This is a genomic window from Sporosarcina luteola (assembly GCF_007991495.1).
Taxonomy (GTDB): Bacteria; Bacillota; Bacilli; order Bacillales_A; family Planococcaceae; genus Sporosarcina; species Sporosarcina luteola.
The window spans coordinates 1-16617 of sequence record NZ_BJYL01000021.1; the positions used below are offsets into that span (position 1 = coordinate 1).

General features: G+C 44.4%; 17 protein-coding genes. 5 read left to right on the forward strand and 12 right to left on the reverse strand.

All coding sequences use genetic code 11. The features are described from left to right. Nucleotides 1-233: 233 nt before the first annotated feature. Nucleotides 234-1874, reverse strand: a complete 1641-nt coding sequence (locus SLU01_RS08255; RefSeq protein ID WP_147057187.1) for an AMP-binding protein — start codon at nucleotides 1872-1874, stop codon at nucleotides 234-236. A gap of 121 nt (nucleotides 1875-1995) precedes the next feature. Beyond that, the gene (locus SLU01_RS08260) at nucleotides 1996-3555 is read right to left on the reverse strand and encodes an FMN-binding glutamate synthase family protein (protein ID WP_147057189.1); all 1560 of its coding nucleotides are present in this window, start codon (nucleotides 3553-3555) and stop codon (nucleotides 1996-1998) included. Between the two features lie 86 nt (nucleotides 3556-3641). On the opposite strand from SLU01_RS08260, the gene nfsA reads away from it, so the two are divergent. The 3 genes from nfsA to SLU01_RS08275 all read left to right on the forward strand — a co-directional run bounded on the left by nfsA (nucleotide 3642) and on the right by SLU01_RS08275 (nucleotide 6077). Next, a complete protein-coding gene (gene nfsA / locus SLU01_RS08265; protein ID WP_147057191.1) occupies nucleotides 3642-4373 on the forward strand; it encodes an oxygen-insensitive NADPH nitroreductase in 732 nt (243 codons plus the stop codon). 156 nt (nucleotides 4374-4529) lie between these two features. Beyond that, complete coding sequence (locus tag SLU01_RS08270; RefSeq protein WP_147057193.1) at nucleotides 4530-5699, forward strand: class I SAM-dependent methyltransferase; 1170 nt, start codon at nucleotides 4530-4532, stop codon at nucleotides 5697-5699. Nucleotides 5700-5729: 30 nt separating this feature from the next. Continuing rightward, nucleotides 5730-6077: a short-chain dehydrogenase gene (locus SLU01_RS08275; RefSeq protein ID WP_147057304.1), complete on the forward strand. Its 348-nt coding sequence runs from the start codon at nucleotides 5730-5732 to the stop codon at nucleotides 6075-6077. Between the two features lie 97 nt (nucleotides 6078-6174). On the opposite strand, the gene SLU01_RS08280 is transcribed toward SLU01_RS08275, so the two are convergent. Then, entirely contained in the window at nucleotides 6175-6726 is a 552-nt protein-coding gene (locus tag SLU01_RS08280; protein WP_147057194.1) for an integrase, read from the reverse strand. 205 nt (nucleotides 6727-6931) lie between these two features. Next, nucleotides 6932-8215 carry a Dph6-related ATP pyrophosphatase gene (locus SLU01_RS08285; RefSeq protein WP_147057196.1) on the reverse strand — a complete coding sequence of 428 codons (1284 nt, stop codon included), beginning with the start codon at nucleotides 8213-8215 and terminating at the stop codon, nucleotides 6932-6934. 155 nt (nucleotides 8216-8370) lie between these two features. Here SLU01_RS08285 and sigV point away from each other — a divergent pair, with 155 nt between their 5' ends. Both sigV and rsiV read left to right on the forward strand, forming a co-directional pair. Next, nucleotides 8371-8880: an RNA polymerase sigma factor SigV gene (gene sigV / locus SLU01_RS08290; protein ID WP_147057198.1), complete on the forward strand. Its 510-nt coding sequence runs from the start codon at nucleotides 8371-8373 to the stop codon at nucleotides 8878-8880. Then, nucleotides 8864-9739 (forward strand): anti-sigma-V factor RsiV, encoded by an 876-nt coding sequence (rsiV, locus tag SLU01_RS08295; protein WP_147057200.1) that lies wholly within the window; start codon nucleotides 8864-8866, stop codon nucleotides 9737-9739. Before sigV ends, rsiV begins: the two co-directional genes overlap by 17 nt. A gap of 117 nt (nucleotides 9740-9856) precedes the next feature. Here the strand turns inward: rsiV and SLU01_RS08300 are convergent, their stop codons facing one another. The 8 genes from SLU01_RS08300 to SLU01_RS08335 all read right to left on the reverse strand — a co-directional run bounded on the left by SLU01_RS08300 (nucleotide 9857) and on the right by SLU01_RS08335 (nucleotide 16548). Beyond that, nucleotides 9857-10387, reverse strand: coding sequence for a DinB family protein (locus SLU01_RS08300; RefSeq protein WP_147057201.1), 531 nt, complete (start codon nucleotides 10385-10387; stop codon nucleotides 9857-9859). 317 nt (nucleotides 10388-10704) lie between these two features. Continuing rightward, nucleotides 10705-11208, reverse strand: a complete 504-nt coding sequence (locus SLU01_RS08305; protein ID WP_147057203.1) for a PCYCGC motif-containing (lipo)protein — start codon at nucleotides 11206-11208, stop codon at nucleotides 10705-10707. Between the two features lie 63 nt (nucleotides 11209-11271). Beyond that, a complete protein-coding gene (locus SLU01_RS08310; RefSeq protein WP_147057205.1) occupies nucleotides 11272-11679 on the reverse strand; it encodes an HIT family protein in 408 nt (135 codons plus the stop codon). Nucleotide 11680: 1 nt separating this feature from the next. After that, nucleotides 11681-13063 carry a class II fumarate hydratase gene (fumC, locus tag SLU01_RS08315; protein WP_147057207.1) on the reverse strand — a complete coding sequence of 461 codons (1383 nt, stop codon included), beginning with the start codon at nucleotides 13061-13063 and terminating at the stop codon, nucleotides 11681-11683. 101 nt (nucleotides 13064-13164) lie between these two features. Continuing rightward, nucleotides 13165-14091, reverse strand: a complete 927-nt coding sequence (locus tag SLU01_RS08320; protein ID WP_147057209.1) for an HD-GYP domain-containing protein — start codon at nucleotides 14089-14091, stop codon at nucleotides 13165-13167. A gap of 114 nt (nucleotides 14092-14205) precedes the next feature. Then, nucleotides 14206-15480: an ABC transporter permease gene (locus tag SLU01_RS08325; RefSeq protein ID WP_147057211.1), complete on the reverse strand. Its 1275-nt coding sequence runs from the start codon at nucleotides 15478-15480 to the stop codon at nucleotides 14206-14208. Then, on the reverse strand, nucleotides 15470-16168 hold the full coding sequence (locus SLU01_RS08330) for an ABC transporter ATP-binding protein (protein ID WP_147057213.1): 699 nt from the start codon (nucleotides 16166-16168) through the stop codon (nucleotides 15470-15472). The genes SLU01_RS08325 and SLU01_RS08330 overlap by 11 nt, the downstream gene beginning before the upstream one ends. After that, on the reverse strand, nucleotides 16165-16548 hold the full coding sequence (locus SLU01_RS08335) for a hypothetical protein (RefSeq protein ID WP_170232637.1): 384 nt from the start codon (nucleotides 16546-16548) through the stop codon (nucleotides 16165-16167). Before SLU01_RS08335 ends, SLU01_RS08330 begins: the two co-directional genes overlap by 4 nt. Nucleotides 16549-16617: the final 69 nt, after the last annotated feature.

Below are 16617 nucleotides of genomic sequence, written 5' to 3' on the forward strand. Positions count from 1 at the left end.
TCATTAACTTAAAGAAAAAAACATAAATTTCTACTTCTTTCTCTGAATTTCCCGGGAAATGAACAAGTTTCGACATAAAAGAAATCAAATTCGACTAAACCAGGTTTGACTTGTACATAAGCGGGTAATTTACAAATAGGTTATGCTACAACACTCATTAAGATGTTCTCTCCCGTTCAATCCATACATCAAAAAGACTGCTTGCCTTTACTATGGCTGCAGTCTTCCCTGTTTTATTGATGACTTAAAGATTCTTCAATCGACATTTCACGTAGTTTGAATTTCTGTATTTTCCCTGATGCTGTCATCGGATATGCGTCCGTGAACTTAATATATCTTGGGATTTTATGATGCGATATATTTCCTCGGCAAAATGATCGGACAGATTCCTCATCGATAATTACATTCTTTTTCGGAATGATCCATGCCATGAGCTCTTCCCCATACTTCGGATCAGGAACACCGACAATCTGTACATCTGAAATTCCCGGATGGGTATAAAGGAATTCCTCCACTTCCCGCGGATAAATATTTTCACCCCCGCGAATAATAACATCCTTTATACGACCCGTAATATCGATATAGCCATCATTGTCCATAATGGCGATATCCCCGGTGTGCAGCCATCCATCTTCATCAATCACTTCCCGCGATGCTTCTTCGTTATTATAATATCCTTTCATGACATGATACCCTCTTGTACATAGTTCACCCGGTACCCCGACAGGCATCTCCATACCCGTAGCAGGATCGATTATCTTTACCTCGACATGCGGATGAGGCTGTCCAACAGTGGACACGCGCTTTTCAATTGGATCATCTGTCCGCGTTTGTGTAATAACTGGCGATGATTCCGTCTGCCCGTAGCAAATTGTAATTTCACTTGCACCCATATCATTGATCACTTGCTTCATAACTTCGATTGGGCAAGTTGAACCTGCCATAATGCCCGTTCGGAGCGAGGAAGTATCGAACTTCTTGAAATCGGGATGATTCAATTCGGCAATGAACATTGTCGGCACGCCATGAAGCGCAGTGCATCTCTCCTCATGGACAGCTTCAAGTACGCGAAGCGGATCGAACTGCTCCACAATGACCATTGTCGATCCGTGCGTCACTGCAGCCATATTACCGAGCACACATCCAAAACAATGGAAAAATGGTACGGGTATACAAACCCGGTCTTCTTCCGTCAGTTTCATATAATCCCCGATCAGCCTGCCGTTGTTCACAATATTGTGGTGTGTCAACATGACACCTTTAGGGAATCCAGTCGTTCCCGATGTGTATTGGATATTAATGACATCTTCGGGCGACATTGTCTTTTCCCGTTCCGCAAGGTCGGCGTCCGTTATTCCTTCTGCATGGTGCAGAAACTCAGACCATTTATATATTCCGGATTCTTCACTATCCGTCATTAGGATGATTCTTTTCAATTTCGGTAATTTTCCGCTATTCACTACTCCATCCTTACTATCCTGAAGTTCCGGACAGATCGTGCGGATGATGTCGATATAGCTCGTACCCTTAAAGCCCTCATCGAGTATCAATGTAGTGGCATCCGATTGCTTCAACAAATATTCGAGCTCTTTCGACTGATAATTCGTATTCACCGTAACAAGGACGGCCCCCATTTTCCCCGTAGCGAACTGACTTAAAAGCCATTGCGGTTTATTGTCAGACCAAATGGCAACATGCTCGCCACGCTTAATCCCCATCCCGATGAATGCCTTCGCCAACTCGTCTGTCTCTCGGTCAAACTCATCATATGTTTTTCTAATCCCATGTTCCGGATAAACATAGGCCTCCTGCTCCGGTCGTAATTTAGCCCAATCCCTTACGATACCGCCAACTGTACTATTCAACAAAGACATCCACCAAACCCCTCTCTATAAAACTATAATTATTTACATATTATCACAAGATTCAGATGTTGTCGTAGGCATTATATATCAAAAAGCCATTTTCCCAAGAAGGAAAAACGGCTTAATCTAGCTATTCTATTGGAAAAACACGTCCCCGTTCATCTTTGTAAACAACATGATGACGTTCGAATTTTGTCGGCGAATCAATTCCTGCTGCTGCCGCGATTCTAAATAATCCTTCACGCATCGTCAAAATATAGTTCGTTACGCGGTATTTCTTCTCTTCCACGACAAGTCCTCTTTGCAAATTCTTATCTGTCGTTGCCACACCTGCGGGACACTCATTCGTATGGCATCGTTCAGCCATAATGCAGCCGACGGAAATCATGAAGCCGCGGGCAACTTGGACAAGGTCCGCCCCCATCGCCAAAGCGATTGCAGCTTTATCGGGAGTCGTAATTTTCCCTGAGGCAATGATTTTCACTTCATCTCGCACTTCATATTTCCTTAATGCATCATCCAACAAGACAAGCGCCGATTTAAGCGGTAACCCAACACTATCCGCTAAATCCCGATACGTAGCTCCCGAGCCGCCCTCTGCTCCATCTAGAGAAATGAAATCAGGTCCTTTACCCGTTTCATGCATGAATGAGGCGAGTTCCTCCGCATCCTCCTTGCCACCGATGACAATCTTAATGCCAACTGGCTTCCCTCCCCGGTCTCTGATCTTTTCAATAAAATCAAATAGCGTCGGATAATCGGAGAACTGCTTGAAGCGATTCGGACTGTTAATGGTCGTGTACGGCACGACATTTCGGATTTTCGCAATTTCCTCTGTCACCTTTTCCCCTTCAACATGCCCTCCCCGCATCTTTGCACCTTGAGCCAACTTGATTTCAAAAGCCTTCACTTGTGGGATTTCCGCCTTTTCACGAAGCCTTTCCCAGCTGAATTCCCCTTCTTCCGTTCTGAAACCGAATAGTCCTGAACCGATTTGGGCAATGATATGGGCATCTCCAGCCAAATGATAGGGAGAAAGTCCACCTTCTCCGGTATTCATCCAAGCTTCTTTTGCCATCCCGATCCCTTTAGACAAGGCAGTAATCGCATGTTCGCCTAGTGCGCCGTAACTCATACCCGATTGGCCCAATAGACTGCGGACATGAAAAGGATGTTCACAATTCGGACCAATGACAATCGCATCCTCTTCTGGCAATAGCCAAGGCAATGTATGAAGTTCCTCACGATGCTCTTTCCGGGAGAATAAATTATCCTCATCGACACGGTAGCGCATCGTTGTAATGAGCTCCCCATTATCGACTCGCATTTCCTCGTTCTGTTTCGTGAAGAAAGCGTTTCGAAGATAATAGCCAGGTTCTTCAAAATTACGTTTTGAACCGAAACCGATTATGCTGTTCAAGTACTTTCCTGGCAGAACCATCTGCAAGTACTCTTCGCGGTTGAAAGGCTTCCCTTCATGGTCAGCGTTGAACAAATACTGCCGCAGCTCCGGCCCTGTCTTTTCCAGCATATAACGCATCCGCCCCAAAACCGGATAGTTCCGCAAAATAGCATGCTGCTTTTGTCTTCTGTCATAGAAATAAAGAAAAACAGCAAAGGATATAGGAATAACGACTAAAACAAGTATAAGCAATGTTGTTGTCAATGAAATACCATCTAACCAACTCATTACGACACCCCTTTTCCAAGCGTTAATTGTAGTGTACATGGTATATTCAATCAATATAGATTAACAAAATTTCTGGAGGGATACATATGGTCATCGAATTATTGACATCACACGCATCGGTACGAAAATACAAGGACATTCCCCTGTCGAAGGCAGACGTCCACGAACTCATCCGCGCGGGACAGCATGCAGCGAGCTCCCATTTCGTGCAAGCCTACTCCGTCATCCACGTCACCGATCAGGAAAAACGGGAACAGCTTGCCGAGCTTGCAAGTAACAAAAGACAATTTCTAACGGCGGGAGCAGTCCTTATCTTCTGCGCAGATTACTGCAGATTAGCAGAAGCCGCCGCGTTGCATGGAGAGGAGATCGACTACTCCCATGCAGAGAACATGCTCGTCGGTGCAGTTGACGTCGCGCTCTTCGCCCAAAATGTCGCCATCGCAGCCGAATCGAAAGGATACGGCATCTGCTATATCGGTGGGATTCGTAACTCCCCAGCTGAAATTAGTGAGCTGTTAAAATTGCCAAAAGGTGTTGTGCCAATGTTTGCGATGTCAATCGGCGTACCAGACGAGGCGAATGAGGTGAAACCGAGATTGCCGGTCGAATCGATCATTCACGAAAACAGCTATGACGCAGCGAAATATAAAGAGCTCCTTCCAGCCTACGATCAAACGATGCATGATTATTACCTCAATCGCGGATCCAACCAAAAAGACACAGCATGGTCGGAGCAGATGGCGGACTTTTTAGCACAACCAAGGCGGACATATATGAAAGAATTCCTTGCGAAGCAGGGATTTACGTTTAATTAAACCGAAAAGCTTCTACATCAGGATAAGCACGCAGAAATGCAAATATACACGCAGCATCCCAGGGATTAGTAAAAGCGAAGCCTCTGAAGCATATCTTTCTAATCCATTTTGCTATTCTTATATGTAATAACTCGCCCGAAAAGAGGTCCAAACAACATGCAATTTGAAGAACTCGTAGAAAAACTTGTCCATCGGATGCAAGAAGGCACATTCATCCAAGGGACGATCAGCCAGCCCCGTTACAAATCAGAGGGCCTTCAGAAAGTGAAACTCAAGCCAGTGGAAATTAAAAAAGAAGTCCATATTCAATTTGAATATCACTACGAACGCATTTTGAAACATGAAAATATTAAAGTTGCAGATATTCAGCCTGCACTCCAGCAATTACTGGAGCAGTTCAAGCAGATGCAGGCGGAGTTCACCGACGAAAAAGCACATATCCAGTTAACGAAAAAATTCAAAGTTTCCTGGAAGGCAGAAAAGGCGACTTCAACAAAAACAGTCGATTTATCACATAACCGGAAAAAGAATTACTTATTGGATGACGCCACCCCTTACCCTTTCCTAATTCGTCTCGGCGTGCAATCGGCGGAGGGTAAAGTAAAGAAGCAGAAATATGATAAATTCCGGCAGATCAATCGTTTCGTTGAATTCATTGATGACGCGCTCGTCCATCTGCCGAAAGATAGACCTGTCCGCATTTTGGACTTCGGCTCCGGCAAATCGTATTTGACGTTCGCGCTTTATCACTATTTGCATATCGAAAAGGGGTTGGATATTAGAGTTACTGGCCTTGATTTAAAAAAGGAAGTCATTGAAGAATGCAATGTAATCGCAAAAGATCTCGGTTATGATCAACTCGAATTCCTTGTCGGCGACATCAATGATTATAATGATGAAACCGCTGTCGACATGGTCGTTACACTGCATGCTTGCGATGTTGCAACCGACATGGCTTTAGCACGAGCCGTTAAGTGGGGGGCGGAAGTCATATTGAGCGTCCCTTGCTGTCAACATGAATTATTTTCCCAAGTCCAATCACCTGCATTGGACGTCATGCTTCAGCACGGACTTATTAAAGAGCGTTTTTCAGCACTTGCAACAGACTCCATTCGAGCGGAGTTACTGACTCTTGTCGGCTATGACGCGCAACTGCTTGAGTTCATCGATATGGAGCATACACCGAAAAATATTTTGATACGCGGCTTTAAAACTGGCAAGAGCCCTTCCGCAGAAGCCATTGGAAAGTACGAAGCATTCCGGGATCTGTTGAATGCGAAACCGTTTTTAGAGCGGGCATTGAAAGATGCTGGATATTTAAGCTAAGTCATTTTGACTAATCGAAAGGATAATACTATGCCTTGTGTTCATGAATTCGGATTGATTGACGAAATCGGCAACCAGAATAATTTTGAAGGGTATACTCCGCGAAAATACAATTGCATTTCCGTGGATGATGATCTAATCAATAGTTTGTATGAATCTTTATCAATAATGAAAACTTTTTTTCATTCATTGGACCGTCCCGAATATGGATTGGCCTATTGTGGCATCACAATTATTCCACCTGAATCATTATCATTGTTTTTCGATATAGTTACGTCCTCTATATTCTTCAAGGAATCTAGCGAGCTTGCTGAATTGGCTTCGAAGATTAAACAGGCGACAGACGAAAAAAAGTATATAATACATTATGGGGTTTAAGCTTAACAAAATTTCCTTTGCTTACTTAATGCATAAATAAAACCGCCACCGTAGCTTCACCGGTGGCGGTTTTTGTATGAATAAATAAGTCCAACTATTATACAAGTAAAGTTTCTTCTTGCAGTGCCTGATAGATTGCCAAGTCACCCTCATACAACTTCCGATACGTCTCAAGGCTATGCGACTTTACTTTCTCAAAGCTATCTCCATCCACAATCCCCAAAAAGCTGTTCAAAATCCCGGCGTTCGCCCACGCGGTTTCTTCAAAAACGATGTCCGATTCATGCTCTTCAATGATCATCTTCATGAACGGCAGATCGGTAGGCCGTTTTTCAGCAGCTGCTTGTTTTTTCAACGTGATGACTTCTTTCGTCCGGTCCAGTGATTCGAGCAATGCTTTGCGATCCATCGCGTGCCCCAATTCATGGATGGTCAATATGCGAAGATACGTTTCAAGCGCCATCGGTTCGGGCAGCTCATTACAAGCTTTTTGGACACGATCGATATCGACAATCACTTCATTTTTAATGAAGTCATACATCATGTTAACCCCGGTACGCTCCAGCTTTAGCTCGACGTTCATATTTACATCACGGATAGTCGATTCGATTAAAGCGACAATCTGCGACTCGGTCATAGTAGCTCTCATTCTTTTTTCATAACTTCCTTCATTGTTAAGATAGATTCAAATCAATTTCTCACACAGCTTTTTCATTATATAAAAATAACATGGGAGACGCAATAGATTTATCCCAATATCTACGAAATTGCTAAAATTTAGCCAACTTGCTAACTAGGGTTCTTTACGGCTCTTCAATGTATGAGGAAGCAAATCTGACCGACGGGCCAAGTTTTCATAGATATGGCGCCACCATTCCCCTTACCTCCCTAGCCCCTTTCGTTTCTCCGACTTTTTCAAACGCTTCGATGCTTCCGAGGAAGGCACGCTTCGCCTTTTCCAACTCCTTGACTGCTTCAAAATATTGCCCCTTCCCTCTCATTGCGCATCCAATGCACATCCAGTCATCTGCAAGCTCTGCTCGCCGCAACGCTTCGTCAAAATGCCGACTGCTATCATCCAGTCGATTCTCTAGAAGCGCGATCAGGCCAAGTTCATACGCATTGGCGGAAAAGCCCACATGATGATTTGGCATTTCCTTTTCCCACAGCTCTTTCTCTTGTGTGAATAAATCCAGGGACTTCTGATAGTTTTTCTCCAACCGATACACCATGCCGAGTTGGTGCAAAGCGATAGCTTCGTCAAAAAGGTCCTCCTCTTCCTTCGCCGTCAACAACAGTCTTTCATAACAATCCCGTGCTTCAGTATAGACGCCTTTCATCGCAAGCGTGAACCCGAGCCAATGCAAAATATATTGTTCTTCCTGTTCATCCGACACCTTTAATAACCGCTCGTGAAAAATCTTTTCAGCCTCTTCAAATCTGTCTTCCTCAAATAATTGGACTGCTCTCTCCAACGATTGCCCTTCCAACCCGACAGACACAAACACATACCCATTACGCTCATGCTGCTCTTCAAACACGATCGGAACACGATTCTTAAATATCGGCCCATCGACGACAACGGTATGGAATTCTCCCGACTCACCACACGAATCAATGCCGAGCGCGTCCAATTCGTCCATTAATTCAATCGTGAATTTACGTCCGATAAATTCAGCAGGCATCATTTTCGTATTTACGACAATAATATATGCCTCAAAGCCTGCGTTTACGAATTCCTCTAATAACTTCCGGCGCGGTTCCATCCATAACGGGTGAATTGCGTCCATACCAACTTTGGCACACGCCGTTTGCACCCAAGTCAAATGATCCTCTAAATCGATATCGCCAAAAACGCCATTTGGGATGCCTGCCTCTACGCATTCCCTCATTGCATCCAAAAACTTGGCTTCATAACCATTCCAGTCCGCCCCTCTAATCATCAATGGAACATCGAGACTGTCAGCTTGGGCCCGGACGATTTCAATCGGCAATGCATGCGATTTCGAACGTTCTTTATCCTCTTCAAACATCGTCCATACCCGTTTTGGAACGCCACCTGACTGAAGCGCTCGGTAGTACGCCAATGCCGAGTCTTTTCCACCACTCCAAGAGGCGACAAATGGTTTATTTCTCATTAATTGACACATCCTCATAACAGATTTTGAATTAAGCATATCATAATCGTTTCATGGTTTTTCCAATCCCTCAAAACTTTTTATGAAGACAGTCCGTCCATACTTATGAGACGTGATCGCGATACGTTATTTCTAAAGAAGGTGACCCGATTGTCATGACAAGAGACGAAAAATTTCAGTTGGTGGAAAAGTTCATTATAGAAAACCAGCAAGCCTACTATCGGCTAGCGTTCAGCTATGTTAAAAATAAGGAAAATGCACTCGACATTGTTCAGGAATCCATCCTGAAGGCACTTCGTTCGATTGACCGGCTGGATGAAGTGAAGTATATGAAAACCTGGTTTTACCGGATCATCGTCAATACTGCCATTGATTTCATCCGAAAACATCAACGGATGTCCATTATGGAAGACGATATTTTGGAAAGCCATTTACCGACTTCCGAAAATGAAATAACTGATTTTGATTTACAGGAAGCGGTTGACCATCTCCCGTCGAATTATAAAACTATTATCATCCTCCGTTTTTTCGAGGATTTGAAGATCGAGGAGATCGCAGAAATTATGGGAGACAACGTTAATACAGTAAAAACAAGGTTGTATGCGGCTCTGAGGAAATTACGTGTCGAAATGGGAGAGGAGCAACAAAATGAGCAAAATGGATAAAGTAAAGAAGGACTATGAAAACATTGAGATTCCTAAAGAGTTGGATGGTGTAGTGAGAGCTTCAATTAATGAGGCTAAAAGGGAGCGAAGAAAAAAACGACCCGTTTTTAGAAACAGTATGCTCGGTGTCGCTGCCGCCGCTGCAATATTTGTCGGCAGCATCAATGTCAGTCCTGCATTTGCCAAAACGATGGTGAATGTTCCGGTTTTAGGTTCTATCGTGGAGGTATTGACTGTCCAACAATTGGTTGTAGATGAAGGTACGTATCAGGCGGATGTTTCCACACCGGTCATCTCTGGACTGGAGAATGAAGAATTGCAAGCTGCATTGAATGAAAAGTATATGAAAGAGAATAAGGAGCTTTTCGAACAATTCGAAAGTGAAATTGCAGAGCTTAAAGAAGCTGGCGGCGGCCATCTTGGAGTGGATGCTGGCTATGAAGTGCTTACAGATAACGAACGGATCCTTTCGATTATGCGCTATCAAGTCAATATTGTCGGTTCTTCATCGACGACAATGAGATACGATACAATCGATAAAGTCGATAGCGTTTTGATTACATTGCCAAGTCTTTTCAAAGATGATTCATACATTGATGCTATCAATACTTATATTGAAAGCGAGATGGAACGGCAAATGGCCGCGGATGAGATGATCTCTTATTTCACTGAAAATGAATATGGCGAAGGCTTCACGACAATTAGACCTGATCAGAACTTCTATATTACGGATGATCAAAAGCTTGTCATCTCCTTTGACAAATACGAAGTTGCCCCAGGCTATATGGGTGTTGTGACATTTGAAATCCCGACTGAAGTTGTGAAAGATTTGTTAGTAAGTGATGTTTACATTCGTTGATTGAATTGTACCCCGCACATGGCGTGCGGGGTTTTGTTATGGACAACTTTCATTATCATTGCGTGGCAATCAGGGTTTTAAGGAATATAAAATCCCCTAGCACAGGGCTTGGGGATTTTACTGGGCGTCTGATTTGATTTCGGAGGCGAGACCATGGATCCTTAATTTGATGATTGTCTTCTTCAACGCCTTCAAATGACATTTTTCATACATGCCGACGACCGGGAACCATTGCTCCAATGGCATTAAACCAAGGTTCGGATGCTCGAACGATTTCTCGCGCAACAGATCCTTACAGCTGCCGTCATAGATATCGAGCAAATAAATCCGAGAGCTATGAAGTTCCTCTTTCATTTCCGATACTGTTTTGAAACCGTCTGTCGGCTTTGTTGCTTTCGGTAATTCACCTTTCACCTTCAAGCTTCCGGAAAGGAGTATAATTTTCTTTGAAGCACGCGGGCTTTCCGGATTCTTCAACTCTGCTGCTATCTTTGCAGCTATATATGTTTCCATCAAGGCAAGATGCTCCAAAATTTGCTTCGGGGACCAATCATGCGCTGATGGTTTCCTATTGAACTCTTCATCCGTCAATCCATCGATCACTTGATAAATCTTTGTTCGGATTTTATTATTGCCTTCAAAAACCATTCTATTTATTCTCCTTCATTTCATTGAATGAACTATGGATATCCTATCAATTTCACAGCATACGCTCTTTCGTCGGAAATTTAAAGTCCTATATACATATTCAGAAAAATAAAATGTCGTTTGTGGCAAAATTGTTGTCGGGGAACTAATGAATGGTATTTTATCGGTTGTTTTGGACGGGAGACGATACTCGTTTGATGTGCGACAGGTGGCTTTGGACGCGGAGAGGCTCGCTTTGGACGCGCGACCACTTGCTTTGGACGCGATTCCAAAATAAAAAGACAGCAGTCAAGATTCATCTGCTGTCTTCATACTTATTAAGCTGGCATCGGTGTGTCCGTTGGTTTTGCGTAACCTTCTTTGTATGTGTCATCGATGAATTCGCGGATTTCTTTCATCGACTTGCCTTCTTGTTTCATTTGCACAGATTGAACGGCAATTTCGAGGCACACAAGGCAGCGGGTGCCGTGGTCGTCCCAGACGACGGAACCGTCTTCACGAATTTCGTCGACGAAGCAATTCAAGTTGTTGCCATGGCCTGCGCTCTCGCCGCAACCACAGTAGCATGGCATATACGCGAGAATATCAGAAGCTGAAGCTGCCACCTGGTATATGAGACGCATATCTTCAGGTTTGTCATCCAAAAACTTGGGCAACACCGCGGCCGATTCAGTCACTTCCTGCAAGTCCCCGTTCGGAAGATGTTTTTCGTGACCTACTGCTAAATGTTCGTCTTTATCCCCATCGTGTTGTGCCTTTTCTCCGCATGCAGAAAGGACAAGGATTACAATTAGCATGACAGGCATGAGTTTCTTCATCATTCATGTCTACTCCTTTAGTTGTCATTGTCCTTCCATCATAGCGGATAACACCTTAAATTAGGGTTACAACTTTGTGGACAAAGTGCTTCGTTGATTTTCCTTCTGTTTAATCCAATAGCGGATGCCTTTTCCAGCTAGCGGTTCATTTGAAAACCGCGGGATGACATGGAGATGGGCGTGTGGGATGGATTGTCCGCCCACTTCACCTGTATTCCATCCGACTGTGTAGCCTTCATGGTCGTATCGTTCATCCAAATAAGCTTTTGCCTTCAACAATAGCTCCTGTGTATCCTGCCACTCAGCAGATGTTAATGAAAACACATCAACTGCATGCCTTTTCGGCACAATCAGCCCACTGCCTTCCAGCACTTTTTGCTCGGAAAGCTTTTGGATATACGCACAGGTCTCCGTTTCGAAGATGATTTGCTGTTCCGGATCCGCGGTTAAATTACAGTATGGGCAATTCTCCATCTTATCGTCCGATCATCTTGGAAGGATCGACATATTCGTCAAACTGTTCTTCTGTTAATAAACCGGTTTTAAGCGCCGCTTCCTTCAACGTCGTGCCTTCCTTATGCGCCGTCTTCGCGATTTTCGCTGCATTTTCATAACCGATATGTGGGTTCAATGCAGTGACAAGCATAAGTGAATTCTTCACTTTATTGTCAATCTCCTCACGATTCGGTTCAATGCCGACCGCGCAATTCTCATTGAAGCTACGCATACCGTCCGCTAGTAGTTTCGCAGATTGCAGGAAGTTGTAAATGATGACCGGCTTGAAGACGTTCAATTCGAAATTCCCTTGACTCGCAGCAAACCCGATTGTCGCGTCATTCCCCATCACTTGTGCAACGACCATTGTGAGTGCTTCACTTTGCGTCGGATTTACTTTACCAGGCATAATGGAGCTGCCCGGTTCATTTTCAGGAATGGTAATTTCGCCAATCCCTGAACGCGGACCGCTCGCTAACCATCTGACATCGTTCGCGATTTTCATCAAATCCGCCGCAAGGGCTTTCATCGCGCCATGCGTATAGACGACTTCATCGTAGCTTGTGAGAGCGTGGAATTTATTAGAAGCGGATGTGAAATCAATGCCAACCGATTTCGAGATTTCTTCCGCGACTTTCTCTCCGAACCCTTTCGGAGCATTCAGACCAGTGCCGACCGCGGTTCCGCCGATGGCCAGTTCTTTCATCGATTGGACACTGTCGTTCAACATCTTTTCCGTCTTTTCAAGCATTCGGTGCCATCCGCTAATTTCTTGACCTAATGTGAGCGGTGTTGCGTCCTGTAGATGTGTACGCCCGATTTTGATGATATCCATGAATTCTTCGGATTTATGACTAAGCGTTTTTTTCAACTCTTGAAGCGATGGCAGCAATTCACGTTCCACTTCAATGACGCCTGCAACGTGCAATGCTGTCGGGAAGGTGTCGTTGGAGCTTTGTGATTTATTCACATCGTCGTTCGGGTGCAGGCGATCTGTCTCTCCCCACTCTTCAAGCAGCTGATTTCCGCGGTTTGCTAACACTTCGTTCATATTCATATTCGATTGTGTACCACTGCCCGTTTGCCAGACGACAAGCGGGAAATGATCGTCCCATTTGCCTTCAATTACTTCTTCTGCGGCCGCGGCAATCGCTTTCATTTTCGCGTCTGATAGATTGCCAAATGAGTTGCTTGCAATGGCTGCCGATTTCTTCAGGTGGGCGAACGCACGAATGACGCCAAGCGGGATTCGTTCTCCCCCAATTTTGAAGTTCTGCTTGCTCCGCTGTGTTTGTGCACCCCACAGTTTATCCGCGGGTACCTGTATTTCTCCAAATGTGTCATGCTCAATACGATAGTCCATGTTCCCTCCGCCTTTCACAATTGAATAATAAAACCTCTTCTCCTATCATGCACCTTTTCTGAAATGAAATAAAATGAAAAGACCCGGTTTCCCGAGTCTTGTTAAAATGCGTTCTTTACTTTTGTTCCAAGCACTTCTATAAAATGATCCACCACGTCAGGATGAAATTGAGTCCCTCTGCCTTTTTTCAATTCTGCAATCGCTTCTTCTGTCGATAATGCTTGCTTGTAAACGCGCTCTGTTGTCATAGCGTCATACGCGTCCACGACAGAAACGATTGCCGCTTCAAGGGAAATCTCGTCCCCTTTCAGCCCATAAGGATAGCCTTTACCGTCGTAACGTTCATGGTGCTGCTCGACGATGAATGCAGCCTCTTTCAACCAATCGACCGGATGAGCGCGCAAGAGGTTAGCGCCGACCCGCGAATGTGTTTTCATCGTTTCCCATTCTTCCGGTGTGAGTTTTCCGGGTTTATTTAAAATTTCGAGTGGAATTGTAAGCTTTCCGATGTCATGGAAGAAGGCACCCCATCGCATTAGTCTCAATGTGTGTTTCGGGCGATCCATTCGCTTCCACACTTCGATGGCGTATTGTTTAATTCGATCGCAATGATGGTACGTATAGCCGTCAACGCGGGCGACCGCATCCATTTCAATTTGAAGCATCTGTGTTTCAAAGAATAGTTGTTCATAGAAATCGGCTTCCATTTTCATGAGAATTTCTGCATTCGATGTTGCATATAACGTAACGACCTTTTCGAATGTTGATGCGTCAATCGTTTCCCCGACTTCAAACTTTCTTCGTTCACCTATATGTTCGATTTCAACTTCTCCGTCCAATAATGTGTACGTTTCAACAATCGAATTATCCGGGTTGTACTGGGCGCAGAAAGAACTGTTTTCATTTAACGAAAAGAGGGCTTCCGCTATGCCATTCCATCGCCCTAAAAGTGTTATGAATCCAGAAGTCATACGTAAAACTGGATATTGGCCATTTTTCCGATACGTTCGGTTCGGATTTACTTCCATTGGCGTCCTCCGTATAGGTTTCGACTTTTTTCTTGTAATATCTACAATTATAGCGAATATTGACAGAGAAATCAATCTATTTATACTTTTAGACACTAAGTTAAGGTGGATTTCTTATAACTCTTGTCTTAACGCTTGGATAACGTCTATCTTCGTTGCTTTACGTGCTGGACGCCATCCCGAGATCATTGCAACTGTAATGCTGATGACCGATGCGATAAGGACAAGTTGCCAAGGAATAATGGAGAATGTCACGCTTAAACTTCCTAAATCCTCTTCACCTAATGCACTCGCCACGATAATCGGCAATAGTAAATTCGCAATATAGCTAATTCCGTACGATAGAACAATTGCAATGAATGTACCAATGATGCCAATCCATGCGCTTTCCATTAGGAATAATCGTTGTATCAATTTCGGGCTTGCCCCAATGGCTTTCATAACACCGATTTCCCTTGTACGCTCAGTTACCGCCATTGTCATCGTGTTAAATATGCCGATCGAAGCGATTAAAATAGCAATTGTGCCGACAAAGATGAGTCCCGCTTTCAACACAAGGAAAAATACATCCATTCGCTCTAATTCATCAGAAATCGAATAGACATCAAATCCATCCTCTTTCATCGCCTCGCTGACGGACTTCACATTTTCCAGATTATCAGCGTACATTTTTACATCACTGTAAAATAAATCTGTCACTTCTGCATCTTCCACATTGGAAATGAAAATTTGTTTCACCTTCGGCATGATCGATGCATCCCCATAGACTTTCATGTCGTGCACCCAATCTTTTGACGGCTCCTTCGCGATCCCAACGATCGTCAATGGAATTTCTTCTTCGAACAGCTCGTCATTCTCATATAAGCCAAACTTATATGTAAATTCCTCACCTAAAAGTTTTCCATTGTATGTTACAGGTTCCCCTTCTGCATCTAATTTTTCAGGGTCAATCATTCCTTCCGCAAAATGGCTGCCAACCACAACTTCATGCTCATTTTGCGGGAGACGGCCTTCTTTTAGTGCGAATTCCACTTTCGCCTCTTCACCAAAATCAGTAACGATTAAGCTTTGCCCGCCTATGTAGCCATTCATGCCCGTTTCCTGACGAATGCTTACCGACTGCCGGTTCACTACCGCCTTCACATGCTCCCGTTGCTTCAATCCTTCAATTGTCGGAGCATCCATATCACCTGAAAACACATCAATCTCCGTAATTAAGCGATTGCTCAACATTTCGTCGCGAATTGTATCTTGAATGCCGAACCCTACGGACGCTAGTACAATAAGAAAAGCTGTCCCCATCGTTGCGGCCAGGATCGTCATGAAAACGCGAAGTTTATTCTTTCGAATATGCTGTCTGACAAAATCGATCTGGTCTTTAAATCGCATGACTTGCGCCTCCTTCAATCAATTCTCCATCATGCATCCGATATATCCTGTGCGCGGTCTCCGCGACCGTATCGTCGTGCGTTATAATGACAAACGTAATGCCTCGCGACCTGTTCAACGATTGAATGAGCAATAAAATGTCTTGCTCCGTTTCAGAATCAAGACTACCTGTCGGCTCATCCGCAAAAATAATCGGCGGATCGGTTATTAGTGCACGTGCGATACTGACCCGTTGCTGTTGTCCTCCCGACAACTCATTCGGATAATGATCCTGCACCTCAGTCAGACCGACAAGTTGCAACAGTTCCTGAACTTTTTGCCGGCGCTCCTTCTCCATCACTCCACTAAGCTTCAAAGGCAACTCAATATTTTCGAAAACCGTAAGACCCGGCATCAGCTGGAAATTTTGAAAGATGAAACCGAAATGCGCCAGACGATATTTTGCACTCTCCGTCTCGTTGAATACAGATGTGCGGACGTTGTCGATCTCAATAATTCCCGTGTCTGGTTTTAGGAAGCCCGCCAATATATGCAACAGCGTAGATTTCCCCGACCCGCTACGCCCGACAATCGACACAATTTCACCTTCTTGAATTGAAAAAGACAACCCCTTTAAAACCGGCACTTGTCTTTCCTTGCCTTTCTTGCCAATCTTGAATGAATGCGATAACTCTTGAACCTGTATCATAAATTTCCCTCCAACTCCTTAACTATTCCCCATTGTACGGGGAGAATCTTAAGGGAGAGTGAGGGGAATAATGAAGAAATTCTTAAGATGTTGTGATTTTTGAGTGCGGGTGGCACTTTCTTGAGCGCGGAGCGCACTTTCTTGAGCGCGGGAAGCATTTCCTTGAGCGCGGGGCGGAATTCCTTGAGCGCGGGGCGCACTTCTTTGAGCGCGGGAAGCACTTCCTTGAGCGCGGGAGGCACTTCCTTGAGCGCGGGAAGCATTTCCTTGAGCGCGGAAATCACTTTCTTGAGCGCGGGAGGCACTTCCTTGGGCGCGGGAAGCACTTCTTTGAGCGCGGGGAGTACTTCCTTGAGCGCGGGGCGACCTTCTTTGAGCACGAGACACCATTGGGTATGCGGGGAATGTAAATTCTGTATCATGGTCTCTATTGCGCGATTCTCACAAAC